The sequence below is a fragment of the Streptomyces kronopolitis genome (assembly GCF_050953795.1).
Lineage (GTDB): Bacteria > Actinomycetota > Actinomycetes > Streptomycetales > Streptomycetaceae > Streptomyces > Streptomyces kronopolitis_A.
This window is the reverse complement of sequence record NZ_CP191850.1, coordinates 4,202,609-4,229,549: the sequence shown is the minus strand read 5'-3', so window position 1 is coordinate 4,229,549 and position 26,941 is coordinate 4,202,609. Positions and strand designations below refer to the sequence as shown.

The 26,941-nt window shown below is 68.8% G+C and carries 22 protein-coding genes and 1 pseudogene; 13 read left to right on the top strand and 10 right to left on the bottom strand.

The window, feature by feature from the left end; translation table 11 throughout:
• The first annotated feature begins 205 nt into the window (after positions 1 to 205).
• From ACQP17_RS18630 to ACQP17_RS18615, 4 genes are all read left to right on the top strand, one after another.
• The gene (locus ACQP17_RS18630) at positions 206 to 886 is read left to right on the top strand and encodes a PadR family transcriptional regulator (protein WP_364873449.1); all 681 of its coding nucleotides are present in this window, start codon (positions 206 to 208) and stop codon (positions 884 to 886) included.
• Between the two features lie 46 nt (positions 887 to 932).
• Positions 933 to 2,015: an inositol-3-phosphate synthase gene (locus ACQP17_RS18625; protein WP_433857287.1), complete on the top strand. Its 1,083-nt coding sequence runs from the start codon at positions 933 to 935 to the stop codon at positions 2,013 to 2,015.
• A 76-nt stretch (positions 2,016 to 2,091) separates the two neighbouring features.
• A complete protein-coding gene (locus tag ACQP17_RS18620; RefSeq protein ID WP_433857286.1) occupies positions 2,092 to 3,372 on the top strand; it encodes an MFS transporter in 1,281 nt (426 codons plus the stop codon).
• 87 nt (positions 3,373 to 3,459) lie between these two features.
• Positions 3,460 to 4,047 carry an LppU/SCO3897 family protein gene (locus ACQP17_RS18615; protein WP_433857285.1) on the top strand — a complete coding sequence of 196 codons (588 nt, stop codon included), beginning with the start codon at positions 3,460 to 3,462 and terminating at the stop codon, positions 4,045 to 4,047.
• Positions 4,048 to 4,157: 110 nt separating this feature from the next.
• Here the strand turns inward: ACQP17_RS18615 and ACQP17_RS18610 are convergent, their stop codons facing one another.
• Positions 4,158 to 5,633, bottom strand: coding sequence for a CCA tRNA nucleotidyltransferase (locus ACQP17_RS18610; RefSeq protein WP_433857284.1), 1,476 nt, complete (start codon positions 5,631 to 5,633; stop codon positions 4,158 to 4,160).
• 251 nt (positions 5,634 to 5,884) lie between these two features.
• Between ACQP17_RS18610 and ACQP17_RS18605 the strand changes: the two genes are divergently transcribed.
• The 7 genes from ACQP17_RS18605 (at position 5,885) to trxA (ending at position 15,464) form a co-directional block, all read left to right on the top strand.
• Complete coding sequence (locus ACQP17_RS18605; protein WP_433857283.1) at positions 5,885 to 8,140, top strand: DUF6049 family protein; 2,256 nt, start codon at positions 5,885 to 5,887, stop codon at positions 8,138 to 8,140.
• Between the two features lie 46 nt (positions 8,141 to 8,186).
• Positions 8,187 to 10,370, top strand: coding sequence for a murein biosynthesis integral membrane protein MurJ (gene murJ, locus ACQP17_RS18600; RefSeq protein WP_433857282.1), 2,184 nt, complete (start codon positions 8,187 to 8,189; stop codon positions 10,368 to 10,370).
• 107 nt (positions 10,371 to 10,477) lie between these two features.
• Positions 10,478 to 12,190 (top strand): serine/threonine protein kinase, encoded by a 1,713-nt coding sequence (locus ACQP17_RS18595; RefSeq protein ID WP_433857281.1) that lies wholly within the window; start codon positions 10,478 to 10,480, stop codon positions 12,188 to 12,190.
• 189 nt (positions 12,191 to 12,379) lie between these two features.
• Complete coding sequence (gene sigM / locus ACQP17_RS18590; protein WP_433857280.1) at positions 12,380 to 13,063, top strand: RNA polymerase sigma factor SigM; 684 nt, start codon at positions 12,380 to 12,382, stop codon at positions 13,061 to 13,063.
• Positions 13,060 to 14,001 (top strand): hypothetical protein, encoded by a 942-nt coding sequence (locus tag ACQP17_RS18585; RefSeq protein WP_433857279.1) that lies wholly within the window; start codon positions 13,060 to 13,062, stop codon positions 13,999 to 14,001. Before sigM ends, ACQP17_RS18585 begins: the two co-directional genes overlap by 4 nt.
• Before the next feature lie 115 nt (positions 14,002 to 14,116).
• Positions 14,117 to 15,091, top strand: coding sequence for a thioredoxin-disulfide reductase (gene trxB, locus ACQP17_RS18580; protein WP_364873470.1), 975 nt, complete (start codon positions 14,117 to 14,119; stop codon positions 15,089 to 15,091).
• A gap of 46 nt (positions 15,092 to 15,137) precedes the next feature.
• Positions 15,138 to 15,464, top strand: a complete 327-nt coding sequence (gene trxA, locus ACQP17_RS18575) for a thioredoxin (protein WP_364873472.1) — start codon at positions 15,138 to 15,140, stop codon at positions 15,462 to 15,464.
• Between the two features lie 85 nt (positions 15,465 to 15,549).
• Here the strand turns inward: trxA and ACQP17_RS18570 are convergent, their stop codons facing one another.
• The 9 genes and pseudogenes from ACQP17_RS18570 to rpmH form a co-directional block, all read right to left on the bottom strand.
• Positions 15,550 to 16,167: a GNAT family N-acetyltransferase gene (locus ACQP17_RS18570; protein WP_433857278.1), complete on the bottom strand. Its 618-nt coding sequence runs from the start codon at positions 16,165 to 16,167 to the stop codon at positions 15,550 to 15,552.
• 304 nt (positions 16,168 to 16,471) lie between these two features.
• A complete protein-coding gene (locus tag ACQP17_RS18565) occupies positions 16,472 to 17,569 on the bottom strand; it encodes a ParB/RepB/Spo0J family partition protein (RefSeq protein ID WP_433857277.1) in 1,098 nt (365 codons plus the stop codon).
• Positions 17,566 to 18,636 carry an AAA family ATPase gene (locus ACQP17_RS18560; protein ID WP_433857276.1) on the bottom strand — a complete coding sequence of 357 codons (1,071 nt, stop codon included), beginning with the start codon at positions 18,634 to 18,636 and terminating at the stop codon, positions 17,566 to 17,568. Before ACQP17_RS18560 ends, ACQP17_RS18565 begins: the two co-directional genes overlap by 4 nt.
• A 300-nt stretch (positions 18,637 to 18,936) precedes the next feature.
• Positions 18,937 to 19,662 carry a 16S rRNA (guanine(527)-N(7))-methyltransferase RsmG gene (gene rsmG, locus ACQP17_RS18555; RefSeq protein ID WP_189096738.1) on the bottom strand — a complete coding sequence of 242 codons (726 nt, stop codon included), beginning with the start codon at positions 19,660 to 19,662 and terminating at the stop codon, positions 18,937 to 18,939.
• A 135-nt stretch (positions 19,663 to 19,797) separates the two neighbouring features.
• A complete protein-coding gene (locus ACQP17_RS18550) occupies positions 19,798 to 20,304 on the bottom strand; it encodes a protein jag (RefSeq protein WP_249634332.1) in 507 nt (168 codons plus the stop codon).
• A 14-nt stretch (positions 20,305 to 20,318) separates the two neighbouring features.
• Complete coding sequence (yidC, locus tag ACQP17_RS18545) at positions 20,319 to 21,470, bottom strand: membrane protein insertase YidC (RefSeq protein ID WP_433857275.1); 1,152 nt, start codon at positions 21,468 to 21,470, stop codon at positions 20,319 to 20,321.
• A gap of 3 nt (positions 21,471 to 21,473) precedes the next feature.
• Positions 21,474 to 21,791 (bottom strand): membrane protein insertion efficiency factor YidD, encoded by a 318-nt coding sequence (gene yidD, locus ACQP17_RS18540; RefSeq protein ID WP_042150996.1) that lies wholly within the window; start codon positions 21,789 to 21,791, stop codon positions 21,474 to 21,476.
• 86 nt (positions 21,792 to 21,877) lie between these two features.
• Positions 21,878 to 22,246: pseudogene (gene rnpA / locus ACQP17_RS18535) on the bottom strand (ribonuclease P protein component); the annotation flags it as partial.
• Positions 22,247 to 22,271: 25 nt separating this feature from the next.
• A complete protein-coding gene (rpmH, locus tag ACQP17_RS18530) occupies positions 22,272 to 22,409 on the bottom strand; it encodes a 50S ribosomal protein L34 (protein WP_003949374.1) in 138 nt (45 codons plus the stop codon).
• 378 nt (positions 22,410 to 22,787) lie between these two features.
• Between rpmH and dnaA the strand changes: the two genes are divergently transcribed.
• Together dnaA and dnaN are read left to right on the top strand one after the other, a co-directional pair.
• A complete protein-coding gene (gene dnaA, locus ACQP17_RS18525; protein ID WP_433857274.1) occupies positions 22,788 to 24,698 on the top strand; it encodes a chromosomal replication initiator protein DnaA in 1,911 nt (636 codons plus the stop codon).
• Between the two features lie 1,097 nt (positions 24,699 to 25,795).
• Complete coding sequence (gene dnaN / locus ACQP17_RS18520) at positions 25,796 to 26,926, top strand: DNA polymerase III subunit beta (protein WP_189096877.1); 1,131 nt, start codon at positions 25,796 to 25,798, stop codon at positions 26,924 to 26,926.
• The last annotated feature ends 15 nt before the right edge of the window (positions 26,927 to 26,941 follow it).

The window sequence follows — 26,941 nt, the reverse complement described above, 5'->3', positions numbered from 1 at the left end:
CATGCCGCACAGACTACGCACGACCAAAACCTGCCCAGTGTTGAAATTCACTCCAAATCAGTCAGGTTGAGTAGCACGAATCGGTGATGTGACGCCGTTCACCATCCCCCCTCTTGTTCCGCCCCGGCGGCCGTTCTATCGTCTGGATGTATCGAGTCGATACATCAGCGCGACATAAAGAACGCACAGACCAGGGAGGCGGAGGATGAGCAGACGTTCCGGCATCCTTGAGTTCGCCGTCCTCGGCCTGCTCCGCGAATCCCCGATGCACGGCTACGAGCTGCGGAAACGGCTCAACACGTCGCTCGGGGTCTTCCGTGCGTTCAGCTACGGCACCCTCTACCCCTGCCTCAAGGCGCTGGTCGCCAACGGCTGGCTCATCGAGGAGACCGAGGGCGCTGCGGAGGGCGTACCGGCCGCGGCCCTGACAGGGCGCCGAGCCAAGATCGTCTACCGATTGACCGCAGCGGGCAAAGAGCACTTCGAGGAGCTGCTCGCGCACTCCGGGCCGGACGCCTGGGAGGACGAACACTTCGGCGTCCGCTTCGCCTTTTTCGGCCAGACGTCGCGGGACGTGCGGATGCGCGTGCTGGAAGGCCGCCGCAGCCGCCTGGAGGAGCGCCTCGAGCGGATGCGCACCTCCCTGGCCAGGTCCCGCGAGCGGCTGGACGACTACACCCTCGAGCTGCAGCGGCACGGCATGGAGTCCGTGGAGCGCGAAGTCCGCTGGCTGAACGAGCTCATCGAAAGTGAGCGTGCCGGGCGCGATCAGCGCGCACCGGGTTCCGCAGCACAGGAGCGCAACCACCAGTCAGGAGATACGGGCGGCCTGCCCCGGCACCGGGGTGGTACCCGGCCGGATCCGTCCGATGACACCACCACATGAGGTTCCGTCGTGCGGAGCCTCATCGAGATCACAGGGAGCAACCGGAATGGGTTCGGTTCGCGTAGCCATCGTCGGCGTGGGCAACTGCGCCGCCTCGCTGGTACAGGGCGTCGAGTACTACAAGGACGCCGACCCGAAGAGCCGCGTGCCCGGCCTCATGCACGTGCAGTTCGGCGACTACCACGTGCGTGACGTCGAGTTCGTGGCCGCCTTCGACGTCGACGCCAAGAAGGTCGGGCTCGACCTCGCGGATGCCATCGGCGCCAGCGAGAACAACACCATCAAGATCTGCGACGTGCCGAATGCCGGCGTGACGGTCCAGCGCGGCCACACCCACGACGGCCTGGGCAAGTACTACCGCCAGACCATCGAGGAGTCCACCGAGGCCCCGGTCGACGTCGTCCAGGTCCTCAAGGACAAGCAGGTCGACGTCCTGGTCTGCTACCTCCCCGTCGGCTCCGAGGACGCGGCGAAGTTCTACGCGCAGTGCGCCCTCGACGCCAAGGTCGCCTTCGTCAACGCCCTCCCGGTGTTCATCGCCGGCACCAAGGAGTGGGCGGACAAGTTCACCGAGGCCGGCGTCCCGATCGTCGGTGACGACATCAAGTCGCAGGTCGGTGCCACGATCACGCACCGCGTGATGGCCAAGCTCTTCGAGGACCGGGGCGTCATCCTGGACCGCACGATGCAGCTGAACGTCGGCGGCAACATGGACTTCAAGAACATGCTCGAGCGCGAGCGCCTGGAGTCCAAGAAGATCTCCAAGACGCAGGCCGTCACCTCCCAGATCCGGGACCGTGAGCTGGGCGAGGACAACGTCCACATCGGCCCCTCGGACTACGTGGCCTGGCTGGACGACCGCAAGTGGGCCTACGTCCGGCTCGAGGGCCGCGCCTTCGGTGACGTTCCGCTGAACCTGGAGTACAAGCTCGAGGTGTGGGACTCCCCGAACTCCGCGGGTGTCATCATCGACGCCCTGCGCGCCGCGAAGATCGCCAAGGACCGGGGCATCGGTGGCCCGATCCTCTCCGCGTCCTCGTACTTCATGAAGTCGCCGCCGGTGCAGTACTTCGACGACGAGGCACGGGAGAACGTCGAGAAGTTCATCAACGGTGAGGTCGAGCGCTGAGACGCCCCACGCCGCTCCCCCGCAGGCCCCCGGGTATTCCACCCGGGGGCCTGCGGGCTGTGTGAGGCTGTGCCTCATGCATGCGGTGCGCGCCCTGTCCGTCTTACTCCGGCTACGCGACTTCCGTTCGCTCCTCGCCGCACGGCTCCTGTCCCAGGCGGCCGACGGGGTGTTCCAGGTCGCCCTGGCGACGTTCGTCGTCTTCTCGCCCGAGAAACAGGCCTCGCCCGCGGCCATCGCCTCCGCCATGGCGATCCTGCTGCTGCCGTACTCGCTCCTCGGGCCGTTCACCGGTGTCCTCCTCGACCGCTGGCGCCGCCGTCAGGTCCTGCTGTACGGCAACCTGCTGCGGACCGTGCTGGCCATGGTGACCGCGGGGCTGGTCGCGTCGGAGGTCCCGGACTGGCTGTTCTACGCCTCGGCCCTGTCCGTGACGGCCGTGAACCGCTTCGTCCTGGCCGGTCTCTCGGCCGCGCTCCCCCGAGTGGTCAACGGTGAGCAGCAGCTGGTCATGGCCAACTCCCTCGCCCCCACCGCCGGGACGCTCGCCGCGACGGCCGGCGGCGGGCTCGCCTTCGCCATCCGACTGGCGGGCTCGGACGTGGACGCGTTCGTCGTACTCCTCGCCGCGGCCCTCTACTTCTGTTCGGCCCTCACCTCACTGCGGATGACACCGCAACTGCTCGGACCGGATGACGCACGCCTCCAACCCCACCTGCGGGAAGCCCTGTTGAGCACGGTGCGCGGTCTTGCGGAAGGGCTGCGCCATCTCGCCGAGCGGCGCACCGCGGCGCGTGCGCTGACCGCGATGACCCTGATCCGGTTCTGCTACGGGGCCCTGACGGTCATGGTGCTGATGCTGTGCCGGTACTCCTGGTCCGACACCGCGTCCGAGGGCCTGGCACTGCTCGGGATCACCCTCGCGGTGTCCGGCGGGGGGTTCTTCGCCGCCGCTGTCGTCACGCCCTGGGCCGTCACACGGCTCACCGCGTTCGGCTGGATCGTCTGCTGTGCCGCCCTGGGCGCCGTGCTGGTCCCGACCCTGGGGCTGTTCTTCACGCCGGGCCCGATGCTGGCGGCCGCGTTCGTGCTCGGCCTCAGCACCCAGGGGACCAAGATCTCGACGGACACCATCGTCCAGTCGTCCGTGGACGACGCCTTCCGTGGCCGGGTCTTCGCCCTGTACGACGTCCTGTTCAACGTCGCCTTCGTCGGCGCCGCCGCCGTCGCCGCGCTCATGCTGCCTCCGGACGGACGGTCCGTCGCGCTGCTGGGCGTGGTGACCGTGCTGTACGCGCTGGTGGCCGTGATGGTTGTCCGCTTCGGCCGGGGTGAGAGGCCCTCCCCGGTGCGGTGAACGCCTCGGCCTCTGCGGCAGGGACTGCGGACCGGATACCTTACGGGCGTCCTACACGCGTCTGACGCACCAAAACCGGGGGATCCCATGACCACGCCGCCTCATCAGGGCGCGCATCCGTACGGCCAGGCGCCATACGGTCAGCAGCCCTATGGACAGCCGCCCTACGGGCAGAGTCCCTATCCGCAGGCGCCGGCGCCGCACCCTTCCTACGGTCCGCCGCAGGGTGGCTACGGCCACCCCACGCAGCCGCAGGCTCCCTACGGACAGCAGCCGCAGCCCGGTTACCCCTTGGCCCCGCAGCAGCCGTTCATGCAGGGCGGACCTCCCGTACCGCCGCCGCGGCCCGCCAAGCGTTCCGCCCGGACCGTCCTGCGGGGCATCGGGCTCGTCATCGGGCTGATCGTCATCGCAGTCGCGTGGATCAGCAGCATGGATGACGCGGAGTCCGCCGAGGTCGGCGACTGCGTGCACAAGTCCAGCAGCTCGCTCGATGACGGCCTCGAGGTGGTGGACTGCGGGACCTCGAAGGCCCAGTACAAGGTGACCGCCGTGCACAACGGCACCACGGACACCTCGGTGTGCCCCGCGGGTCAGCCGGCCTACGTCAAGGAAACGCACCGTCGCCGGCGTGCCGACACCGCCATGGTGCTCTGCCTGACCGCCGCGAAGTAACCGGCCTGGCGCCGGAAAGACGAGGAGCGGTGTTTCACGTGAAACACCGCTCCTCTCCTCGTTTCACGTGAAACATGGCCGTGGACCGACCGCGCGTTTCACGTGAAACTTCAGCTCTGGGTGGCCCACCATTCCTTCAACGCGGCGATGGCCGCCTCACGGTCCATGGGGCCGTGCTCCAGCCGGAGCTCCAGCATCTGCTGGTACGCCTTGCCGACCTCGGGCCCCGGGCGAATGCCCAGGATCTTCATGATCTCGTTGCCGTCGAGATCCGGTCGGATCGCTTCCAGCTCTTCCTGTTCCTGCAGCCGCGCGATGCGCTCCTCGAGCCCGTCGTAGGCACGGGACAGGGCACCGGCCTTGCGCTTGTTGCGGGTGGTGCAGTCCGAGCGCGTGAGCTTGTGCAGCCGCTCCAACTGCGGGCCGGCATCCCGCACGTACCGGCGGACCGCGGAGTCCGTCCACTCGCCCGTCCCGTAGCCGTGGAAGCGCAGGTGGAGCTCCACCAGCCGCGAGACGTCCTTGATCATGTCGTTGGAATACTTCAGCGCGGTCATCCGCTTCTTGGTCATCTTCGCTCCCACCACCTCGTGGTGGTGGAAGGAGACCCGGCCGTCCTGCTCGAAGCGCCGCGTCCTGGGCTTGCCGATGTCGTGCAGCAGGGCCGCCAGCCGCAGCACAAGATCGGGACCGTTCTCCTCGAGGTCGATCGCCTGCTCCAGGACCGTCAGCGAATGCTCGTAGACGTCCTTGTGGCGGTGATGCTCGTCACTCTCCAGCCGCAGCGCGGGCAGCTCGGGCAGCACCTGGTCGGCCAGGCCCGATTCGACGAGCAGCCGCAGCCCCTCGCGCGGATGCGGCGCAAGGATCAGCTTGTTCAGCTCGTCCCGCACACGCTCCGCGGAGACGATCTCGATGCGGTCCGACATCGCCTTCATGGCGGCGATGACCTCGGGAGCGACCTCGAAGTCCAGCTGGGCGGCGAAGCGGGCCGCACGCATCATCCGCAGCGGATCGTCGGAGAACGACTCCTGCGGCGTCCCCGGCGTCCGCAGCACGCGGGCCGCCAGGTCCTCCAGACCGTCGTGCGGGTCGACGAACTCCTTCTGCGGCAGCAGCACCGCCATGGCGTTCACCGTGAAGTCCCGGCGGGCCAGATCCTGCTCGATGGAGTCCCCGTACGACACCTCCGGCTTGCGGGAAGTGCGGTCGTATGCCTCCGAGCGGTAGGTCGTGACCTCGATGTCGAACGTGTCCTTCTTGCAGCCGACCGTCCCGAAGGCGATACCGACTTCCCAGACCGCGTCGGCCCAGGGCCGGACGATCTTGAGGACGTCCTCGGGGCGGGCATCGGTGGTGAAGTCGAGGTCATTGCCGAGCCGGCCCAGCAGCGCGTCCCGGACCGAGCCGCCGACCAGGGCAAGCGTGAACCCGGCCTCCTGGAATCGACGGGCCAGGTCATCCGCGACGGGGGACACCCGCAGCAGCTCGCTCACGGCACGGCGCTGGACGTGGTTCAGCGCGTTCGTCGACTGCGGGGTCCGCTCGGAGAGCGGGGCGGGGTGATCATTGTTGGCGTTCGGCACAACAAAACAGGGTACGTGGCCGCGCAGCCCCCAGGCGTCACGTAATAAAGGGGACAGGCGGGGCGGACCGCCCTCTGCGCCGCCATCATGTGGAGCAGTCCCTGGCACTCCGGCCCGGCGCACCTCGTTACCATTCGTGGACGCACATTCCGAACGACCACAGACGACGACGAGGGACGGGCGAGCGCGTGGCCGAGGCGGCAGGGTTCCAGGCGACTGAACGGCCGCGTGGTCGATGGCTGCGAAGGACTGTGACACTGCTCACCGGAGTGCTCCTTGTCGTGGGGCTGCTCCAGGTGCCGCACGCTTCCACCGCTCAGGCAGCCCCCACCGGCTCCCGCACGGTCGATGTGACGATCGACTCCATGTCCCCGCCCACGCCGTCCGGGGACGACACGGTCACCGTCTCCGGCACGCTGATCAACGACGGCCGCAGCACGATCACCGACGCCAAGGTCGCCATGCACCGCGGCAGCGCGATCGGCGGCCGCAGCTCCATCGAGAGCCTGTCCCGCCGCACCGGCTATCTGGCGGGCGCGGACGGCGAAGCGGTCAAGGGCCACACGGAGAAGATCGACAAGCTGGAGCCAGGCGTCAGCCAGCCCTTCAGCCTCAGCGTCCCGGTCAAGGATCTCGACCTCAGCAAGGACGGGGTGTACCAGCTCGGTATCTCTCTGTCAGGACGCTCCGCGTCCGCGCCGTACGGGCAGGTCCTCGGTTTCGACCGGACGTTCCTCCCCTGGCAGGAGTCCGACAGCGCGAAGAAGACGCAGCTCACGTACATGTGGCCGCTGATCTCCTCCACGCACCTCACCGCGGAGACCGACGCCGACGCCCAGCAGACGCCGGTCTTCCGCGATGACGACCTCGCCGCCGAGCTGGCGCCCGGTGGCCGGCTGCAGCAGATGGTCTCGCTCGCCAAGAACCTCCCGGTGACCTTCGTCATCGATCCCGACCTGCTCGCGACGGTCGACGCGATGACCAAGTCGTACCGGGTGAACGGGCCGGACGGGCCCATGGGCAAGAACCAGGCGGTCGCCAAGCAGTGGCTGCACGAGCTCGAGGAAGCGGCCAAGACGCACCAGGTGGTCGCACTGCCCTTCGCCGACCCCGACCTGGCATCCCTGGCCCACCACGGCAAGGGCGTGCCCAGCGCGCTCAGCCACCTCGGGCCGGCCACCGATCTCGCCGACAAGACCGTGGACACGATCCTCGGCGTCAAACCGCGCACGGACTTCGCCTGGCCCGTCGACGGCGCCATCGACTCCTCCATCGTCGACGTCGCGACCTCGGCCGGCGCACACAACGTGATCACCCGCAGCGACAGCCTGCGCGAGGCCGGCGGGCTGTCCTACACCCCGACGGCCGCCCGGCCCATCGGCGGCGGCAATACCGCCGTCGTCGCGGACGCCCAGCTCTCGCGGGCCTTCGAAGGCGATATGTCGAAGGCGGGAAACACCGCCCACGCGGTCCAGGAGTTCCTCGCCCAGACCGAGATGATCAACCTGGAGGACCCCGGCCGGCAGCGCAGCATCGTCGTCGCGCCGCAGCGCATGCCCACGGTCAGCCAGGCCCAGGCGATGGCCACGGCGCTGCGGGACCTCAAGCAGTCCGGCCGCTGGACCCAGCCGCTGAGCCTCAGCGGCGCCGCCAAGGCCAAGCCCGACCGCGCGGCCACCCGCCACGTCCCGAGCGGCAACTCCTACCCGTCCTCGCTGCGCCGCCAGGAGCTCCCCACGGATGCCTTCCGGCAGATCCAGGGCACCCAGGACGCGCTGGACGACTACCAGGTGATCCTGGCCCACCCGGAGCGCGTGGTGACGCCGTTCGGCAACGCCATAATGCGGGAGATGTCGACGCAGTGGCGGGGCAACCCCACCGGTGCCAAGGCGTTCCGCCACTCGGTGCGCAGCTACCTCGACGGCCTGACCAAGAAGGTGCACCTGATCCAGAAGTCGGAGGCCACGCTCTCCGGGCGCAGCGCCACGATTCCGGTGACGGTCCAGAACAACCTGGTCCAGGGCGTCCGGGACATGAAGCTGAAGCTGACCTCCTCGCAGCCCAACCGACTGGACGCGGGGAAGACGCAGACGATCACGGTGGACGGCGGACACAGCCAGTCCTTCAAGTTCGACACCACCGCGAACGCGAACGGCCGGGCCTGGGTGACCGCCCAGCTCTACACCTCGGACGGAAAGCCCTACGGTGAGCCCATGACGTTCCAGGTGAACGTCACGGAGATCACCGCGACGGTGATGCTCGTCATCGCGGGCGGCGTGCTGCTGCTCGTCCTCGCCGGCGTCCGGATCTACCTCCAGCGCAAGCGGGCAGCCGGCCGGCGGGCCGAGGACGGGACCGACGGAGACGGCACCGACGGCGATTCAGGCACGGACGGCGACAACGGCGGCACGGACGGCGACCAGCCCGAGCAGCCGAGTGACCCCACGCCGGACACCGGTTCGGAAAGCTCCGACCCGTCCGGCTCAGGTGAGAAAGTGGACCGTTGATAGATGGCGGGGCCGGATGGCCGGCGACGGATGAGGTGGGGCAGCGATGAATGCGCCGTACGACGGTGACCGGGGCCGGGGCGCCAATGGCGACCCCAACGGGCCGGTCCCTCCGACGCCCCCGTTGCCCGCGGACCAGGACCCCTACGTCCAGGACGCCTACCGCAACGATCCACACCGCGCACAGCACCCGACGGCACAGGACCCGGTGGCCGAGGCGTTCCACGACCGCGCCGTGCACCCGCCGCAGGACCAGCCCACGCAGCCGCTCTACCCGCAGCCTGCCGCCGGCCGGCACACCCCCGATCAGCAGCGCTGGGCCACCCCTCCGCCCTCGGATCCGCAGGGGCCCGCCCGCAATCTCCCCTACGGCGATGCCGCCGCGACCACCCAGTTCGTGGGCGTCGACGACCTGATGACCCAGGCCGCCCAGGACCACCCCGAGCCGGATGCCTTCGCGCATCTCTACCGGGACCAGCAGCACTACGAGTCCCAGCACCCCGCAGCACCCGTGGCTGCGGGCCCGGAGGCCGTACCGCCCCAGCCCGTGCCGGAACCGGAGCCCGCCCCCGTGGCGGCGGCCGGCAAGCAGTCCGGTGGCCGCGCCTCCGGCCTGCTCAAGTCCAGCGCGGTGATGGCCGCCGGCACGATGGTGTCCCGTCTGACGGGCTTCGTCCGCTCGGCGCTGATCGTCGCGGCGCTCGGCGGCGCGGTCCTCGGTGACTCCTGGCAGGTCGCCTACCAGCTCCCGACCATGATCTTCATCCTGACCATCGGCGGCGGTCTGAACTCCGTCTTCGTGCCGCAGCTGGTGCGCGCCATGAAGGAGGACGACGACGGCGGCGAAGCCTACGCCAACCGGCTGCTGACGCTGGTCGTCGTGGTCCTCGGCGTGCTGACCGTGCTGGCCGTCGTGGCCGCGCCGCTCCTGGTGAAACTGGTCTCCTTCGACATCTCCCGCGATCCGGCGGCCAACGAGGTCGCGGTCGCGTTCACCCGCTACTGCGTACCCACGATCTTCTTCATGGGTCTGCACGTGGTCATGGGGCAGATCCTCAACGCCCGCGGCCGCTTCGGCGCGATGATGTGGACCCCGGTCCTCAACAACATCGTCATGATCGCCACCTTCGGCCTGTTCATCTGGGTCTACGGCACGGCGAAGACCTCGCACATCGGCGTCACCACCATCCCCGACCAGGGCATCCGGCTCCTGGGCATCGGCACCCTCCTCGGGCTCGTGGTCCAGGCGCTGGCCATGATCCCGTACCTCCGCGACGCCGACTTCAAGCTCCGGCTGCGGTTCGACTGGCGCGGCCACGGCCTGGGCAAGGCCGCCAAGCTCGCCAAGTGGACCGTACTGTTCGTGCTCGCCAACCAGGCGGGCGTGCTCGTCGTCACCCAGCTCTCCACCTGGGCCGGCAACACCGCCAACGACCAGGGCCACCCGGGCACCGGCTTCATCTCGTACGCCAGCGCGCAGCTGATCTGGAACATGCCGCAGGCGATCATCACCGTCTCCGTGATGGCGGCGCTGCTGCCGCGTCTGGCACGCTCCGCGCACGACGGTGACACCGGAGCCGTCCGCGACGACATGTCGCAGGGCCTGCGCACCTCCGCCGTCGCCATCGTCCCGATCTCGTTCGGCTTCCTGTCCCTCGGCATCCCACTGTGCACGCTGGTCTACGGCTCGTCCGGCGCCGGGATCCCGATGGGCTACATGCTGATGGCCTTCGGTGTGGGGCTGATCCCGTTCTCGGTCCAGTACGTCGTCCTGCGCGCCTTCTACGCGTACGAGGACACCCGCACCCCCTTCTACAACACGGTGATCGTCGCCGCGGTCAACGCCGCCGCCTCCGCCCTGTGCTTCCTGGTCCTGCCGGCCCGCTGGGCCGTGGTCGGCATGGCGGCCTCCTACGGCCTGGCGTACATCATCGGCGTGGGCGTGGCCTGGCGGCGTCTGGGCAAGCGCATGGACGGCGATCTCGACACGGCGCACGTCGTCCGGACCTATGCGCGGCTGGCCGGAGCGAGCATTCCGGCCACGATCATCTCCGGGGCGGCGGTCTACGGCATCATGCAGACACTGGGCAGCGACGTCCTCGGATCGCTGTCCGCTCTGATCGTCGGCGCTGCCGCGCTTCTGGCCGTGTTCTACGTCGCCGCACGCAAAATGCGCATCGAGGAACTGAACGCCCTGGTCGGCATGGTCCGGTCGAAGCTGGGGCGCTGAGGGAGCACAACCATCGACTGCCACCGTGTGTCGTGCATAGTGGCGGACTGTGGGCACAATTGTCTTGGCTCATTGAGCCTGCAACGGATGGGGAGGCAGGAACGACGGTGGCGGAACGGAGCACGGCTGCCGTCGACGTGGCTGACACGAGCGGTGAAGAACCGCTGACCGCCAAGGCGGGTAAGGCCACGGACGACGGTGCTAAGGCCGAGAAGGTATCCGGCGGGGAGAACGACGCCGCAGGCACCGCTGAGGAGCGTGCCGAGGCGATCGAGGCCCAGCCACCGGAACTGCACAGCGGCCACAAGCTTGCCAGACGCTATCGCCTCGAGGAGTGCGTCACCCGTCTGGACGGATTCAGCAGCTGGCGCGCGGTCGACGAGAAGCTGCGCCGCGCCGTCGGCGTGCACATCCTGCCCGCCGAGCACCCACGGGCCAGGCCGGTACTGTCCGCCGCCCGCTCCTCGGCACTGCTCGGTGACCCCCGGTTCGTGCAGGTCCTGGACGCCGTCGAGGAGAACGACCTCGTCTACGTCGTCCACGAATGGCTGCCGGACGCCACCGAACTCACCACGGTGCTGGCCAACGGCCCGCTGGAGCCGCACGACGCCTACCAGCTCGTCAGCCAGGTCTCCCAGGCCATGGCCGCCGCACACCGCGAGGGGCTGTCCCATCTGCGGATCACCCCCGGCTCGGTGCTGCGCACGGAGTCCGGGCAGTACCGCATCCGCGGCCTGGCCGTCATGGCGGCGCTGCGCGGCATCACCTGCGAGCACCCGCAGCGCACGGACACCGAGGCGATCGGCGCGCTGCTCTACGCCGCGCTGACCCAGCGCTGGCCGTACGAGAACGATGCCCACGGCCTCACCGGCCTGCCGAAGGGCGTCGGGCTCATCGCGCCGGACCAGGTGCGGGCCGGCGTGCACCGCGGACTGTCCGAGCTCGCCATGCGCGCGCTGATCAACGACGGCGCCACGGCCTCCCGCCAGGAGCCGCCGTGCACCACTCCCGAGGAGTTGGCCGCGGCCGTCGCCGCCATGCCGCGCATCCGGCCCCCGGAGACCGCGTTCGCCACGCCCCCGCCCTACCAGCGCACGGGCTACCAGCAGGGCAGTCACCGCCAGGCGTCGGCCCACAGCGGCCCCACCGCCCGCCAGGCGCAGTCTGTGGCCACGCCTCCGCCGCCGCTGCAGAGCCGCACCGGCCGGGCACTGAAGTGGTCCGTCTCCGCGCTGCTCATCGCGGCGCTGGGCCTGGGCAGCTGGCAGCTGGCGGACACGCTGCTGAAGCGGGAGAACGACCAGGACAAGCCCCAGAACTCCCAGCCACAGCAGGGCTCCAAGAAGAAGCCCACGAAGCCGCTGTCGATCGCCGGCGCCACGGAGTTCTCTCCGCTGGGGGAGGCCTTCTCCCCGGACAAGGCGTCCGCCGCGGCCGATGGCGACCCGTCGACCGCGTGGGTCACCAAGCGGTTCAAGGGGTGGCCGAACTTCGGGAACCTGCCGAATCGCAAGGACGGCAGCGGCATCGTCATAGACCTGGGCAGCGCCAAGGACGTATCCAGCGTGCAGGTCAGCATGTACCGCCCGGGGCAGACCACGGAGATTCTGGCCGCCGGCCCCTCCACGTCGAATCCGACCTCGCTCAGTGACTTCTCCCAGCGGCTCTCGAAGTCGTCGAAGGCCGGGGACAAGCTCACGGTGAAGCCGGACAAGCCCGTGAAGACGCGGTACCTCCTGATCCACATCACCGAGCTGCCCAGTGACGGGGAAGCGGACTGGTTCCGCGGCGGGATCTCCGAGGTGAAGGTCTCCGGCTGATCAGCCGGAGAAGCGGCCGACGATCCACTGACTGCGCAGAAACCGGCGCCGAACCCATGAGGTTCGGCGCCGGCACGCTTTATGGCCTCAGACGGGGCAGAAGCAGTGCCATAAGCTATGCGCCGGGCCTTGCGACCGAGGAACGATCTTGGTGAGATCACGTCAGTCCCAAAGGGAGGGGGTCCTTTCATGAGCTCGCTGGACGACCGCAGCGATCAAGACCTCCTCAGCCTCCATGTCGACGGCGATCCCGATGCCTTCGGGGAGATCGTCCGGCGCCATCGCGACCGGCTCTGGGCGGTGGCGCTGCGCACTCTGGGCGACCGCGAAGAGGCCGCCGACGCCGTGCAGGACGCCTTGGTGTCCGCCTATCGCGCGGCCCATACCTTCCGTGGCCAGTCCGCCGTCACCACCTGGCTGCACCGCATCACGGTCAATGCCTGTCTCGACCGAGCCCGTAAGACCGCCTCCCGGCGCACCTCGCCCGTCGCCGAGACCGAGCGGCTGGAGCAGCTTCTCGAACCGGAGGAATCCGCCGCGGCACCCGCCGAGCGCAAGGATCTGCACCGCGAGCTGCTCGGCGCCCTGCGCACCCTTCCCGAGGAACAGCGTGCCGCTCTGGTCCTCGTCGATATGCAGGGATACCCCGTGGCCGAGGCCGCGGCGATCCTCGACATCCCGACGGGAACGGTGAAGAGCCGCTGTGCACGGGGCCGTGCTCGGCTGCTGCCTTTGGTCACCCATCTGCGCACCGACGACGGGGGTAGCAAACCCGCGAGCGGGGGAAGGAACCGGGCGCAGGGGACATCCGTCCCACCGACGGCAGGGCCGAAGGACAAAGGTGCCGTGAAGGGCGGAGGTGGGCGAGCGTGACATCGACTACCGGCACGGGGGAGCACCCCACGGGTGACCACCCAGAGGTATCCGAGATCTCCGAGCTCACGGACGGACTGCTGTCCCCCCTGCGCACCGCGGAGCTGCGCCACCATCTCGATACCTGCGCGCTGTGCGAAGACGTCTACGCCTCCCTGGAGGAGATCCGGGCACTGCTCGGCACACTCCCCGGCCCGGCGCGGATGCCGGCCGACATCGCCGGCCGCATCGATGCCGCCCTCGCGGCCGAGGCGCTGCTGGACGCCACCACTCCCGCCGGCGGAGTGACGGTTTCACGTGAAACCGTCACCGCACCGATCACCGTTTCACGTGAAACCAAGGACGAGCCGCCCGGCCGAGGCGCGTCCACCCGGCCCGCGGGTCGTCCCCGCGGCTCCTCCGGGCCCGGCCGACAGTCGCCGGGCGGCCGCTCGTCCCGCGCGCGGCGCTGGCCCCGGATACTGCTCGGTACCGCCGCGGCCGCGGCGGTCCTGAGCTTTGGTGGCCTGCTCCTCCAGAACGCCGCTGACGACGGCACGCAGGCAAGTGCCCCGCACCGGGGGGCGAGCACCGAGAAGAGCACCGCTGCCGCAGGCGAGCTGACCGCCGCCAGCCTTGGCCCGCGCGTCCAGCAGCTGCTCGCGTCCAAGGGCTCGCACAAGACCCCGGACGTCGGCGCCCGCAGCACCCCCGACAGCCCGCTGCGCGGCACCGCCGACACCGTTCCGTCGTGTGTACGCCAGGGCATCGGGCGCCCGGAAGCCCCGCTCGCCTCCAGCCACACCCGCTATCAGGGCAAGGATGCCTATCTCGTGGTGCTGCCGGACCCGAGTGACCCGCAGCGCGTCTCCGCCTATGTCATCGCATCCTCATGCGTCTCTGCCACCCCGCCCGCTCCCGGGAAGGTCCTGCTGACGCACTCGTACCAGCGAGACTGAACGACGAGACGTGCGCTGTGACACTCCGGGAATGCTCGCCCCGTAGGATCCGTTGGGTGGGGTGAGAGGTTCCGAGAGCCCCAGCAAGCAGTCGGCAGAGACAAGGAAGACACCCGTGAGCGACGTCCGTAACGTGATCATCATCGGCTCCGGGCCCGCGGGCTACACCGCAGCGCTCTACACCGCCCGCGCGTCCCTGAAGCCGCTGGTCTTCGAAGGTGCTGTCACCGCCGGAGGCGCGCTGATGAACACCACCGACGTGGAGAACTTCCCCGGCTTCCGCGACGGCATCATGGGGCCGGACCTGATGGACAACATGCGCGCCCAGGCCGAGCGCTTCGGCGCCGAGCTGGTGCCGGACGATGTCACCGCGGTCGATCTCTCCGACGAGATCAAGACCGTCACCGACTCCGCCGGAACGGTGCACCGCGCGAAGACCGTGATCGTCACCACCGGCTCCCAGCACCGCAAGCTCGGTCTGCCCCGAGAGGACGAGCTGTCCGGCCGCGGCGTGTCCTGGTGCGCGACGTGCGACGGCTTCTTCTTCAAGGACCAGGACATCGCCGTGATCGGCGGCGGCGACACCGCGATGGAGGAGGCCACGTTCCTCTCCCGCTTCGCCAAGTCGGTGACGGTCGTCCACCGTCGCGACACTCTGCGCGCCAGCAAGGCGATGCAGGAGCGCGCCTTCGCCGACCCGAAGATCAAGTTTGTGTGGGACAGCGAGGTCGCCGAGCTGCACGGCGAGAGCAAGCTGTCGGGCCTGACGCTGCGCAACCTCAAGACCGGCGAGACCTCCGAACTCCCGGTCACCGGCCTGTTCATCGCGATCGGCCATGACCCGCGGACCGAGCTGTTCAAGGGTCAGCTGAAGCTCGACGACGACGGCTACCTCAAGGTCGAGGCGCCCAGCACGCGCACCAACCAGACCGGTGTCTTCGCCGCCGGCGACGTCGTCGACCACACCTACCGTCAGGCGATCACCGCGGCCGGCACCGGCTGCTCCGCCGCCCTCGACGCCGAGCGGTTCCTCGCCGCGCTGTCGGACGGCGAGGCGACGGCCGAGCCGGACAAGACCGCGTCCGTCTGACCCGCGCACCCCGCTTTCCCACCACCCACCCAGTAAGGAGATTGCCATGGCCGGCGCCACGGTGACCGTCACGGACGACAACTTCGAAGAGGTCGTCCTCAAGAGCGACAAGCCCGTTCTCGTGGACTTCTGGGCCACCTGGTGCGGTCCGTGCCGCCAGATCGCCCCGTCCCTGGAGGCCATTGCCGCCGAGCATGACGAGATCGTCATCGCCAAGCTGAACACCGACGAGAACCCGGCGACCACCGCCAAGTACGGCGTCATGTCGATCCCGACGATGAACGTCTACCAGGGCGGCGAGGTCGTGAAGACCATCGTCGGCGCCAAGCCGAAGGCCGCGATCGTGCGCGACCTGGAGGACTACCTCGCCTGACGAGGCACCTCGTCACGTTTCACGGGAAACGGGCCCGCCCCACGAGGGGAGGGCCCGTTCTCTGTTTCACGTGAAACATCCACGCTCAGAGCGGCCGCAGCGCGGGCTCCTTCTGCACGGCCCCCAACAGGCGGTCGAGAGCCAGCTCGACGTCTTCCTTCCACGAGATCGTGGTCCGCAGCTCCAGACGCAGCCGGGGAAAGCGGGGGTGGGGCCGTACGGTCTTGAAGCCCACCGCAAGGAGATGGTCAGCAGGCAGCACACACGCAGGTTCGCTCCAACGGGCATCGCCAAAGGCCTCGATGGCCTTGAACCCGCGCTGGATGAGGTCCTTGGCGACCGTCTGGACCATCACGCGCCCCAGCCCCTGGTCCTGGTAGCCGGGAATCAGCCAGGCCGTCAGCAGCTGCACCGCGTCCGGCGACACCGGGCTGGTGGGGAAGGCCGTGGAGCGCGGCACATAGGCCGGCGGGGCGTACATCACGAAGCCCACGGGCACCTCGTCGACATAGACCACCCGTCCGCAGGAGCCCCATTCCAGCAGCACCGCCGAGATCCAGGCTTCCTTCTCCAGCTCGGGACGACCCGCCTTTACCGCGGCCTCACCGCTGACGGGGTCGAGCTCCCAGAAGACACAGGAGCGGCAGCGCTTGGGGAGATCCGGAAGGTTGTCCAGCGTGAGCGGTACGAGCCGACGGCCCATGAATCCAGGTCCTCACTTCCCTCGCCCGCCGTACCGCGCAGCACCGTCAGTGCCGCCTGCTCCCTGAGCAGACCTCCAACGAATCCTCCGACGGCTGCGAGGCTGAACCCCGCGGCCAACAGTCCGGTGCGGCTCACCGATCGCATGGCCCTCTCCTCGGTATGAGGTGTCTCCACATGGATGCGTGCCATACCCGAACGCATCGTAACCACCCTTTACGGGCGCGGGTACCGCAAGAGAGCAAAGGGCGGGCCGTGTTCCGGTATGGCCCGGAACACGGCCCGCCCGGGGCCGACGCGTCAGCTCACTCTTCTTCGTCGCTCTCCTCGGCCAGCACCTGGCCGAGGACGCGGCCCTCACCCGGGGCGAGGGTGCCGAGGATGCGCTCCAGGTCGTCCATCGAGGCGAACTCGACGACGATCTTGCCCTTCTTCTGCCCCAGATCGACCTTCACCCGGGTCTCGAACCGGTCGGACAGCCGGGAGGCAAGACCCGTGAGCGCGGGGGACACCCGGGCGCCGGCACGCGGCCCCTTGGTCTTGCTCGCGTTCTTGGGCGTCGTCCCCATCAGCGTGACGATCTCTTCGACCGAACGGACCGAGAGTCCCTCGGCCACGATGCGGCGCGCGAGATGGTCCTGCTCTTCCGAGTCCTCCACGGAAAGCAGCGCGCGGGCATGTCCGGCCGAGAGCACTCCGGCGGCAAGCCGCTTCTGTACGGACGGCGAGAGCTTCAGCAGTCGCAGTGTGTTGGAGACCTGGGGACGCGAACGCCCGATCCGGTCGGCCAGCTCGTCATGCGTGCAGGCGAAGTCCTTCAGCAACTGGTCATAGGCGGCCGCCTCTTCCAGCGGGTTCAGCTGGGCGCGGTGGAGGTTCTCCAGCAGCGCGTCGAGCAGCAGCTTCTCATCGTCGGTGGCCCGTACGATCGCCGGAATCTTCTCCAGGCCGGCCTCACGGCACGCACGCCAGCGGCGCTCGCCCATGATGAGTTCATAGCGCCCCGGACCCGTCTGACGGACGACCACCGGCTGGAGCAGTCCGACCTCCTTGATGGAGGTGACCAGCTCTGCAAGGGCGTCCTCGTCGAAGACCTCGCGCGGCTGGCGCGGGTTGGGCTTGATTGCATCCAGCGGCACCTCGGCGAAGTGCGCACCGGACACCTCCGCGACACCCGACTCCGCGCTCTCCCGGCCGGCAGGTACTTCCGTTTCACGTGAAACACCGTGCGCCGGCAGCGCGGTCACCTTGGCCGCCGCCACTCCTCGCTCCGGGGCAAGGACGGGGACGGACGACGGTGACGTCGCGCCCTGTCCTGCGGTCCCGACATGGTCCGTGCTCTGCGGTGCTGCGGGGATCAGCGCACCGAGCCCACGGCCCAGGCCTCTACGTCGTTCGCTCACTGAGTCCCCTCCGAGATGCTGTGCTGTGCTTCATAGTTCACGCTGAGGCCCTGGCCCCCGGTCTGCGGGACCCCACGCAGTGCGATCTCCCGGGCCGCTTCGAGGTAGGACAGCGAGCCACTGGATCCCGGGTCATAAGTGAGCACCGTCTGCCCGTAGCTGGGTGCCTCCGAGATGCGCACCGACCGGGGAATGCTCGTACGGAGCACCTCGCGACCGAAGTGACTGCGCACCTCATCGGCGACCTGGGAAGCCAGCCGGGTGCGCCCGTCGTACATGGTGAGCAGGATCGTCGAGACATGGAGCGTGGGGTTGAGATGTCCCCGCACCAGATCGACGTTCCGCAGCAGCTGGCCCAGTCCCTCGAGGGCGTAGTACTCGCACTGAATCGGGATCAGCACCTCGGCGCCGGCCACCAGCGCGTTCACCGTCAGCAGGCCGAGGGAGGGCGGACAGTCGATGAAGATGTAGTCCAGCGGCTGTTCGTACGCCTTGATGGCCCGGTCCAGCCGGCTTTCGCGAGCCACCAGCGAGACCAGCTCGATCTCCGCGCCGGCCAGATCGATCGTGGCGGGCGCACAGAAGAGGCCCTCGACATCCAGGACCGGCTGGACCACATCGGAGAGCGGCTTGCTCTCCACCAGCACGTCATAGATCGACGGAACGTCGGAGTGATGGTCGATCCCCAGCGCCGTGGACGCGTTGCCCTGGGGGTCGAGGTCGATCACCAGCACCCGTGCACCGTGCAGAGCCAAGGAGGCCGCCAGGTTCACCGTGGTCGTGGTCTTCCCGACCCCGCCCTTCTGGTTGGCCACCACCATGACCCGAGTCTGTTCGGGCCGGGGCAGCCCCTCACCCGCGCGGCCGATTGCCTCCACCGCCAGCTGAGCTGCACGACCGATCGGGGTGTCGTCCATCGGGGGCGGCGTTTCACGTGAAACGTCGTCCCCGAACGACTCGCTACGGGGACCGGGGACCGGATCGGTCATCGGTCCCGCGATGTTGGCGTCGGACCGCAAGGGTTCACTCTCCTCGACAGAGGGCTCGCAATGTTCAGAGCCTGCCATGCTTTCGGTGTCGTGAACCAGTGAGGTCCGCTCTCCTGTGGACGAACCCACGTCTGTGGATACTTCCCTGACCCTTGTGGGCCGGTGGTCGCGCGGCGCGGCGGCCGCACGACCACGGCCGATGATGCCTTGCAGCAGAGAACGACGTTTCACGTGAAACACGATGCCAGCGTCGCGACTGAATGAGCCGCGACACTCCGCCTTATGTCGTTTTGGTGGCATTTGCGGAATTCGCCGATCCCGATGCACGGATCAGCGCATTCCGCGTCTTCCTACGTGCCGACCCGCCTCACTTCGGCATCAGCGTCGGCGTCCCCTGGACACCCGGTTCACTCGGGCCGCCTTCGCCCGCTTGGCCGCGAAGCGCACTCCGCCCGGGCTCTCGCCGACCTCGACCCGTACGACGGTGGAGGGAGGATCCACGATCCCCTCGCCCACATGCACCACCGAGGTCTCCACCACGCCGAGCTTACTCAGCGCCGCCCGGGCACCCTTGAGCTCCTCCTCCGCGGCATCACCCTTGAGCGCCAGCATCTCGCCGTAGGGACGCAGCAGGGGAACGCCCCAGCCGGCCAGCCGGTCGAGCGGAGCCACCGCGCGCGCCGTCACCACATGCACCTGCGGAAGCTTGCCCATGACCTCTTCGGCCCGGCCCCGCACCACGGTGACATGGTCCAGCCCCAGCAGCTCGACGACCTCCTGGAGGAAGTTCGTACGCCGCAGCAGGGGCTCCAGGAGCGTGATCTTCAGGTCCGGGCGCACCAGGGCGAGCGGGATACCGGGCAGCCCCGCTCCCGAACCCACGTCACAGACCGAGACGCCCTCGGGCACCACCTCGGAGAGCACGGCGCAGTTCAACAGGTGCCGCTCCCACAGGCGCGGAACCTCGCGCGGGCCGATGAGCCCTCGCGTCACGCCGGCGTCGGCGAGCAGTTCGCCGTACCGCACGGCCTCCGCATAGTGCTCGCCGAAAACCTCCTCCGCCGCCTTCGGCGCGGGAGGGAGCTCCGCTGCTGCCTCCGTCACGGGGAACCGCCCTTTCTCTGGACTGCTTTTCCTGCCGGGTATCCGGGTCAGGCACCCGGGATAACACAGAACGCTGACAACTTTTGGCCCCGCCTGCGAACAGACGGGGCCAAGAGAAACGGGAGCGCTGGGCGGTCAGGCCGGGAGCACTACCACTCGGCGCTGCGGCTCCTCGCCCTCGGACTCGCTCCGGAGCCCGGCGGCGGCCACCGCGTCATGAACGACCTTGCGCTCGAAGGGAGTCATCGGGTCGAGCTTCACCGGCTCGCCGGTGCCCTTGGCCTCCTCGGCCGCCTTCGCACCGATCTCCGCGAGCTCCTCGCGCTTGCGCGCCCGGAAGCCGGCGATGTCCAGCATCAGACGGCTGCGGTCACCGGTCTCGCGGTGGACGGCCAGCCGGGTCAGCTCCTGCAGCGCCTCCAGCACCTCGCCGTCGCGGCCCACCAGCTTCTGCAGGTCGCGGCTGGTCGAATCGCTGATGATCGACACGGCGGCGCGGTCGGCCTCGACATCCATGTCGATGTCGCCGTCGAGGTCGGCGATGTCCAGCAGACCCTCGAGGTAGTCGGCCGCGATCTCGCCTTCCTGCTCCAGGCGGCTCAGGGTGTCGGTGCCCTCGGCGGCAGGGGTCGTGTCCGTCACGAAAGGGACTCCTTCTACTTCTTCGACGGGTGCTTGGGCTGCTGGCCCTTGCGCTGCCCGGACTTGGTGGTGCGGGACCCGGAGGCGCCGCCCTTCTCCTTGCCGCCCTGCGCGTCCTTCTTGTCCAGCGACTGCTTCTTCCCGGCACCCTGGCCGGATTCCGCCGTGCCGGCGTCCGCGTCATGCGCCGAAGACGCGGCACGCGTGCGGTTCTGGGCACCGCCGGCGGGAGCGCCGCCGGTCTGCCGCTTGGCCTTCGTCTGGCGCTTGGGCTGCTGGCGGTTCTGGCGCGCCTCCTCGGCGGCGTGCTTCGCCTCGACCACGGCCGGGTCCTCGACGACCTTTCCCTGGGCCCGCAGCCGCTCCTGGCGCTCCGCGAAGGCCTTGCTGCCCGGGGTCGGGTTACGACGGATGACGAACATCTGCTGGCCCATGGTCCACACGTTGGTGGTCAGCCAGTAGACGAGAACACCGACGGGGAAGTTGATGCCGAAGACGGCGAACATGATGGGGAAGACGTACATCAGCATCTTCTGCTGCTGCATGAACGGCGTCTTCACCGTGAGGTCGACGTTCTTGGTCATCAGCTGGCGCTGCGTGTAGAACTGCGACGCCGACATCAGGACGATCATGATGATCGTGACCACGCGGACGTCGATCACCGAAGCGCCGAGGCTCTGGATCTTCGCCGCGCTGTCCATGAACTTCGCCGCCAGCGGCGCACCGAAGATGTGCGCCCGCTGCGCGCTCTCCAGCAGCGGGACGTCGATGACGCCGACCGTCTTGTTCTGCGCGATGTGGCTCAGAACCTGGTACAGCGAGATGAAGAACGGTGACTGGGCCAGAATCGGGAGACAGCTCGAGAGCGGGTTGGTGCCCGTCTCCTTGTAGAGCTTCATCATCTCTTCGGACTGGCGCTGCTTGTCGCTCTTGTAGCGCTCCTGGATCGCCTTCATCTTCGGCTGAAGCGCCTGCATGTTCCGCGTCGACTTGATCTGCTTCACGAAGAGCGGGATCAGGCAGATACGGATCAGCACCACCAGCGAGACGATGGACAGACCCCACGCCGCGCCACTGTCCTTGTCAAAGATGAGGCTGTAGAACGAGTGGAACTGGACGATGATCCAGGAAACAGCGATATAGAGGGGACTGAGGATCGTGTCCACGAATCAGGCTCCTTGGACGTTGGGCTGAGTCTCGGGCTGGGCGACAGGCTCAGGGACGGTGGGCCCGCCCAGGCGGCTCCTCAGCCGCTGATGCCAAACCGGACGCTTCCGGGGAGGGACGTGGTCGACGCCCCCGAGCGACCACGGATTGCAACGCAGGATGCGCCAGGCTGTCAGCGCAGTCCCTTTCACCGCGCCGTGCCGGTCGATGGCCGTATAGCCATAGTGCGAGCACGACGGGTAGTACTTGCAGACCGGTCCCAGCAGGGGGCTGATGGTCCACTGATAGATCTTGATCAAAAGCAGCAGCGGGTACTTCACTGTGCGCTCCCTCCCGGGTCCCGTCCGGAGCTCCGGGGGCCCGCGGGGCAGCTGCTGTCGGTCGCAGCCGCCGAGGGATGGCGGCCTCTCGGCACCCCTCCCAGCAGCCGCTCGAAGGCGGCGTCCAGGTCGCGGGCCAGCTGATCGTGATCCGCGTCACCCGCGCCGGGCAGGGCCCGTACGACAACCAGGCTACCGGCGGGCAGCCGGTCCAGCCGATCGCGCACGAGATGACGGAGTCTGCGCTTGACCTTGCTGCGCACGACAGCGATACCCACTGCCTTGCTCACGACGAAACCCGCACGTGCCGGGGGAACACTTTCCCCCGACCCGTGCGGGTCCGTTGCACCGCTTCGAAAATGAACGACAAGGAGCGGGCGCCCGGCCCTGCGTCCCCGGCGTACCGCGGTCGCAAAGTCCTCGCGCCGCCTCAGCCGATACTCGGTAGGCAGCACGTCATGGACCTAGTTTTCCGGCTGCTCAGGCAGACAGGCGGGCGCGACCCTTGCCACGGCGGGACGCGAGAATCGCGCGGCCGGCACGGGTCCGCATGCGCAGACGGAAGCCGTGGGTCTTCGCGCGGCGGCGGTTGTTCGGCTGGAAGGTGCGCTTGCTCACTCGGGGGCTCCAGGAATGCTTGTTGTCTCAAGGAGAGACAGATGTGGGGCGTCGACTGGCTGTCACCGTGCGCCCACGAGTAGCTCGCAACGCCTAAGTGCACCGCTACACGATCACTCGAGCGTGATCTTTGCCCATCGGAGGCAGGCGGCAGCAGCCATCGACAACTCGACCTGGTCACGGTACGCGCGGCTACGCCATCCGGTCAAACCGGCTCCTCGGCAGCCCGTTCCGGCCCCACGCCGGGACACACTATGCACAGCCTGTGGACAACAACTTGAATCCCCAGGCCCGCCCTGACTACCGTGGCTGAACTCCGATTCCTTCCCGCCCGTCCTGAGAATCACACATTCGTGGGACTGTGAGAGAGCGTGCCCTGTGGCTGATGTGCCTGCCGATCTTGCCGCAGTGTGGCCCCGCGTGCTCGATCATCTCCTTCGTGCGGAGGCCGACGGCCTCAAGCCCAAGGACCAGGACTGGCTCAGGCGCACCCAGCCGCTGGCGCTGGTCGCGGACACCGCACTGCTCGCTGTGCCCAATGAGTTCGCCAAGACCGTGCTCGAGGGCCGGCTGGCGCCACTGATCGGCGAGGCCCTCAGCCACGAGTGCGGCCGCCCGATCCGGATCGCGATCACCGTGGACGACTCCTCCGAGGAGCCCGCGACACCGCCCGCACCCCCTGCACACCAGCAGCACCAGTCGCAGCAGCAGGCCCCGCATTCTCAGCAGTCGCACCAGCAGACACGTCAGCCGCAGCAGCACGAGCAGTACGACGGTTACGAGACCCGCCACGACAGCCGGCAGGGCTACGGGCACCAGAACGACGACCTGCCGGACGTCCGGCCCGCCTATCCGGACTACCAGCAGCCCCGGCACGAGCCGGGCGGCTGGCCGCAGCACTCCCCCATGGCCGGCGGTCCCGGGCCGCGCGACGACTACGGCTGGCAGCAGCACTCCGGCGGCTTCCCCGACCGCGACCCGTACGCCTCCCCGTCGTCCCACGTCTCGCAGCACCAGCAGCGGCAGAACGACTACCGCGGGCAGACGTCCGACCGCAGCGGGCCGCCGCAGCACTCCGACGGCCACCGCTCCCGTTACGACCCGCCGCGCCGTGATCTGTCCGAGCACCAGCCCGGCGGGCACGGGGGCCGCCCGGGCATCCCCGGCTCCGGTCCCGGCGCCGTGCTGCCGGCGCCCAGCGGCGCGCCCAGCCCGCTCGCGGCCCAGCCCGCGCCGGCGACCGGCCCCGGTGAGCCGACCGCGCGGCTGAACCCCAAGTACCTCTTCGACACCTTCGTCATCGGTGCCTCGAACCGCTTCGCGCACGCCGCCGCGGTCGCCGTCGCCGAGGCGCCGGCCAAGGCCTACAACCCCCTGTTCATCTACGGGGAATCGGGCCTCGGCAAGACCCACCTGCTGCATGCGATCGGGCACTACGCACGGAGCCTGTATCCGGGCACCCGGGTGCGGTACGTGAGCTCGGAGGAGTTCACCAACGAGTTCATCAACTCCATCCGCGACGGCAAGGCGGACGCGTTCCGCAAGCGCTACCGCGACATGGACATCCTGCTGGTCGACGACATCCAGTTCCTGGCGAGCAAGGAGTCGACGCAGGAGGAGTTCTTCCACACCTTCAATACGCTGCACAACGCGAACAAGCAGATCGTGCTCTCCAGTGACCGGCCGCCCAAGCAGCTGGTCACCCTGGAGGACCGGCTGCGCAACCGCTTCGAGTGGGGCCTGATCACCGACGTCCAGCCGCCCGAGCTGGAGACCCGGATCGCGATCCTGCGCAAGAAGGCGGTGCAGGAGCAGCTGAACGCTCCGCCGGAGGTGCTGGAGTTCATCGCGTCCCGGATCTCGCGCAACATCCGCGAGCTGGAGGGCGCGCTGATCCGGGTCACCGCGTTCGCCTCGCTCAACCGGCAGCCGGTGGACCTGGGGCTGACCGAGATCGTGCTGAAGGATCTGATCCCCGGGGGCGAGGACGCCGCGCCGGAGATCACCGCGACGGCGATCATGGCCTCGACGGCCGACTACTTCGGGCTGACCATCGACGATCTGTGCGGCTCCTCGCGCAGCCGGGTGCTGGTGACCGCCCGGCAGATCGCCATGTATCTGTGCCGTGAGCTGACCGATCTCTCGCTGCCGAAGATCGGCGCGCAGTTCGGCGGCCGGGACCACACGACCGTGATGCACGCCGACCGGAAGATCCGCGCGCTGATGGCCGAGCGGCGCTCGATCTACAACCAGGTCACCGAGCTGACCAACCGCATCAAGAACGGCTGAGGCCGGCGCCACGACGCCACGGCGCCGCACCGGCCACCACGGACGCCCAGGGCGCTCCGGGACCCGCTCCCGGAGCGCCCTTCGTCGTACGGGGAGAAGGCCGTACGGGGAGAGGAAGGAGCGGGCAGGAGGAGATAGGAGAGGGGGAGGGTGGCTTGGCCTCCGGCCGTTCCCGGCGCTCCGGCCTCGCGCGCGGCTTTCCCGTCCCGCGCGCCGGTGCTCTCGGCGCCCCGCTCCGCGCACGTCCCGCGCCGGCCCGAGCCGGCTCAGAGGGTGCTTCCGGGCTGCTTCGGAGGTGTTCACGCCGCGGATCGGTGCGCTCCGGGGCCGTCCCAAACCTGTGGAGCGGGCCGGCCGTGTTCGATTCCGGGCCGGGTCACGGCCTCCCTCCACAGATTGGGCAACAATTTTCCTTCCACATCCTGGGGAGGGGAAAGTTATCCCTGTGGGATCCACAGGGCGATGAGCTGACGGGGCATCGGAGGAGGTCAGCCGGGTGTGGATTTGTGGCCAACCGTCTTCCACAGGGTGTGGACGGAGATTTCGTCCACAGGGGAGACACGATCTTGTCCACCGGCCGCCCACAGGCAAGCGGCTGTTGTCCCCAGCTTCTCCACACCCCTGTCCACTGTTCGGCAACGCAACACCCGCTCTCACCGGGCCGAGTGAAAGCCGTCACACCAAGTTGGCCGGTTGGGCTGTGGGGAACCGGGGTAAAGCTGGGGACGGCACTGGGGAGAAGTGGCCTTCCCCTGTGCATCGGGTGTGCAGAACTTCTCGTGGTCCACAGCTACGCCGGCTTTTCCACGGCCGCCGCCCACAGGAGCAGTGGACAAAAAATCCGTGCTGACCTGCGTAAAGGCAGTTGTCCACGGTTTCCACAGGCCCTACTACTACGACCACGGATATCTACCGGGGAACTCGTTCGGAAACGGGGCCTGTGCACAAGTTGGCCGCCGGGCGTCCGACACCGGTCGATCCGACTTGACCCCGAGCCGCACCGACTGTCGGTGGCGTGCGTCAGACTGGTCTCCGGCAACTCAGCCGACGACGAAGGCCAGCAGGGCGAGAGCCAGCAACAGCAGGAGGCGGTTCCGGTGAAGATCCGGGTGGAGCGCGATGTACTCGCGGAGGCAGTGGCCTGGGCGGCCAAGAGCCTCCCGGCCCGTCCGCCGGTGCCCGTCCTCGCGGGCCTGCTGCTGAAGGCGGAGGAAGGCGCGCTGAGCCTCTCCGGCTTCGACTACGAGGTCTCCGCGCGGGTCTCGGTGGACGCGGAGGTGGAGGAGGAGGGCACGGTCCTCGTCTCCGGCCGGCTGCTCGCCGACATCTGCCGCGCCTTGCCCAACCGCCCGGTGGAGATTTCCACCGACGGTGTACGGGTGACCGTCGTCTGCGGCTCCTCGCGGTTCACCCTCCACACCCTTCCTGTGGAGGAGTACCCGGCCCTGCCGGCCATGCCCACCGCCACCGGCACCGTCCCCGGTGAGGTCTTCGCCGCGGCCGCCGCCCAGGTCGCCATCGCCGCCGGCCGTGACGACACCCTCCCGGTGCTCACCGGCGTCCGGATCGAGATCGAGGGCGACACCGTCACCCTGGCCTCCACCGACCGCTACCGCTTCGCGGTGCGCGAGTTCCTCTGGAAGCCGGAGAGCCCGGACGCCTCCGCGGTCGCGCTGGTCCCCGCCAAGACCCTGCTGGACACCGCCAAGTCCCTGAGCAGCGGCGACACCGTCACGCTCGCGCTCTCCGGCTCCGGCCAGGGCGAGGGGCTGATCGGTTTCGAGGGCGCCGGGCGCCGGACGACGACGCGTCTGCTCGAAGGCGACCTGCCGAAGTACCGCACGCTCTTCCCGACCGAGTTCAACTCCGTCGCCGTGATCGAGACCGCCCCGTTCGTCGAGGCCGTCAAGCGTGTGGCGCTGGTGGCCGAGCGGAACACCCCGGTCCGGCTGAGCTTCGAGCAGGGTGTGCTGATCCTGGAGGCCGGCTCCAGCGACGACGCACAGGCTGTGGAGAGGGTCGACGCCGATCTGGACGGCGACGACATCTCGATCGCCTTCAACCCCGGCTTCCTGCTGGAGGGCCTGTCGGCCATCGACTCCCCGGTGGCGCAGCTGTCCTTCACGACCTCGACCAAGCCCGCGCTGCTGAGCGGCCGGCCGGCGAAGGACGCCGAGGCGGACGACGCGTACAAGTACCTGATCATGCCGGTGCGGCTGTCGGGCTGACGGCCGTCCGTGCGA

Bases quoted from the DNA above. Each gene is read 5' to 3' on its own strand.
- sigM (WP_433857280.1), top strand. From the start codon at position 12,380: ATGAGCTCGCTGGACGACCGCAGCGATCAAGACCTCCTCAGCCTCCAT.
- ACQP17_RS18560 (WP_433857276.1), bottom strand. From the start codon at position 18,636: ATGGCAGGCTCTGAACATTGCGAGCCCTCTGTCGAGGAGAGTGAACCC.
- trxA (WP_364873472.1), top strand. From the start codon at position 15,138: ATGGCCGGCGCCACGGTGACCGTCACGGACGACAACTTCGAAGAGGTC.
- murJ (WP_433857282.1), top strand. From the start codon at position 8,187: ATGAATGCGCCGTACGACGGTGACCGGGGCCGGGGCGCCAATGGCGAC.
- ACQP17_RS18615 (WP_433857285.1), top strand. From the start codon at position 3,460: ATGACCACGCCGCCTCATCAGGGCGCGCATCCGTACGGCCAGGCGCCA.
- ACQP17_RS18570 (WP_433857278.1), bottom strand. From the start codon at position 16,167: ATGGGCCGTCGGCTCGTACCGCTCACGCTGGACAACCTTCCGGATCTC.
- ACQP17_RS18630 (WP_364873449.1), top strand. From the start codon at position 206: ATGAGCAGACGTTCCGGCATCCTTGAGTTCGCCGTCCTCGGCCTGCTC.
- ACQP17_RS18625 (WP_433857287.1), top strand. From the start codon at position 933: ATGGGTTCGGTTCGCGTAGCCATCGTCGGCGTGGGCAACTGCGCCGCC.
- ACQP17_RS18620 (WP_433857286.1), top strand. From the start codon at position 2,092: ATGCATGCGGTGCGCGCCCTGTCCGTCTTACTCCGGCTACGCGACTTC.